The sequence below is a fragment of the Methylobacterium sp. E-025 genome (genome assembly GCF_022829705.1).
GTDB lineage: Bacteria > Pseudomonadota > Alphaproteobacteria > Rhizobiales > Beijerinckiaceae > Methylobacterium.
In genome coordinates, this window is the sequence record NZ_JAKSYR010000063.1 from 1 (window position 1) to 2306 (window position 2306).

Annotated in this window: 1 protein-coding gene and 1 pseudogene; both read left to right on the top strand. The window is 62.1% G+C overall.

Annotation, left to right across the window (positions count from 1 at the left end; translation table 11 throughout):
* Positions 1-754: alpha/beta hydrolase family esterase (locus tag MKK64_RS06760; protein WP_243932840.1), on the top strand; the 754-nt coding region annotated here is incomplete at its 5' end.
* A gap of 1069 nt (positions 755-1823) precedes the next feature.
* Positions 1824-2306: pseudogene (locus tag MKK64_RS06765) on the top strand (formate dehydrogenase); the annotation flags it as partial.

Below are 2306 nucleotides of genomic sequence, written 5' to 3' on the forward strand. Positions count from 1 at the left end.
GCTCCACGGCTGCTCGCAGACCGCGCGCGACTTCGCCATCGGAACCCGGATGGACCGGCTGGCCGAGGAGCAGGGCGTCATCGTGGCCTATCCCGATCAGCCCCGGTCGGCCAACATGCTCAAGAGCTGGAACTGGTTCAGAGACAGCGACCAGCACCGCGGGAGGGGCGAGCCGTCCATCGTCGCCGGGCTGACCCGACGGATCATGGAGGACCTCGACGTGGACCCGGCAAGGGTCTACGTCGCGGGCCTGTCCTCGGGCGGGGCAGCGGCCGCGGTGATGGCCCAGGCCTACCCGGACATCTATGCCGCCGTCGGCATCCATTCCGGTCTCGCCAGCGGGGCCGCCGGGTCGATGGCGGCAGACCTCTCGACGATGCCCCGGGGCGCCGTGCGTCAACCGTTGCGGACAGCGCATCCGGTCCCGACCATCGTGTTCCATGGGGACCGCGACAGGACCGTCGCATCGATCAACGGGGACCAGGCCATAGCGCAATCGCGACCGGGGACGGAACTAACTGGCACCACCACCGAGGGGCGTTCCGCAGACGGGAGGTCGTTCACGCGGACCGTCCTGGCAGAGACCTATGGAGCCTGGTCATCGGAGCAATGGCTCCTGCACGGTGCCGGCCATGCCTGGGCCGGAGGCCACCCATCCGGGTCACACACCGATCCCCAGGGCCCCGATGCGAGCCGGGAGATGCTGCGCTTCTTCATGTCCCACGCGATGGGTGCGCGACTGCATTTGACCTGACGATCGGGGGCGTTTTTCGTCGGGAACTCCACGCGGACGTTTCGCAATCGTCGCGGCGAGAGCAACCGACGGTACGGCTTAAGGATTGCCTCAGCCGCATCAGAGGTGACGACTTCGCAGTGGTCCTATGCGCAATCGACGTCGAGGAGGCCCGCCGAAGGGTCGCGACGTTCCATCGAGCCAAGTCGGATGGGCTTGCTCAAGCGCATGTCCCAGCTACGGCGAGGTTGAGGCCTGTATCCTGGTGCAAGGTGGAGATCCCGAGGTGGCCGTAGCTATGCGGATAGCTGACCAGTGCATGTCCGAGGCGAAGGTAGTCGGTCCAGGTAGCCTTCGCATTTGGCGCCTCCTCGAAACGTGCGCCACAATCGGACCGTTGATCTTCTGTTCCACTTGGTAGTGGTCTGATAACCGATATCCACCAGCGTGTCGGCGGTGACCATACGGACGAGTTGTTCATCTTCTGCCATGAGGATAGCTAAACGACTGCTTTCTTACGAAAACGTACTTCGCGCATAAGGGCGATATTGCTCACTACTCTCAGGCACCGGCAACCATGACCAAAGCCTGTGATACTGCCTTATGCGCCAATGATCCCCCTGACGCGATGACGCTGAGTTGTGTCAGCTCGCAACCCAAGAGCGGCAACGCCGTTTTTGTTTGTCGATTGGGCAAAGCTGTCATCCGCCAAACCATTGCCACAACTGGGTCAGGCCCTCCGGGTCCCCACGTCTCCCGAACCTCGCCGCAGCCGAAGCACCGCGAGGACACCGAGAGCTGCGACGCCGGTGCAGATCAACGAAGGCCGGATGCCCGTACGTGTCGATGCGCGGTTCAAGGCCACCTCTAGTGCTCCAGCTAGATTGACCGCCAGTGGGATAACCCGCGTATCAAGAAAAAGCTTGGGCGCAGATGGCCCAGCGCCTTTCTTGAGCATATAATCGCGTCCGACGACCATATTGACCTCGTTTTACATCAAATGATAGATGCAAATAAATATTTGCATCCAAACGTGATGATATGAAACGCTCGTCGATAGCGGGTGTTTCCTCAAGGAATCACCTTTGGAGTGCATTTGTTGTCAAAGCCCACGTTCAAACCCTACCGTCGTCCCTCCGGCGGGTGGGGTTCGGCCCTTTCAGTTGGCAACATTCTGAGGCGCGAGGGCGTGCTGGCGAGCGTTCCGGTTGCTCTGACCCGTCACAACAAGGTCGACGGCTACCAGTGCAACAGCTGCGCTTGGATCAAGCCGGCGAGCCCGCTCCCATTCGAGTTCTGCGAGAACGGTGTGAAGGCCGTGGCCTGGGAGCTCACGGCCCACCGCTGCACCCCGGCCTTCTTCGCTAAGCACACCGTCACCGAACTGCTCGGCTGGGACGAGTTCCAGCTGGAGCAAACCGGACGCCTGACCCACCCGCTGCGCTACGACGCGGACTCAGACAAATATGTGCCCGTGTCGTGGGGGCATGCCCTGGACGAGATCGCGGGCGAGTTGCGCGCCGTGGAGGACCACCTCAAGGGAACAGTGTTTTACAGCTCTGGCCGCCTCTCG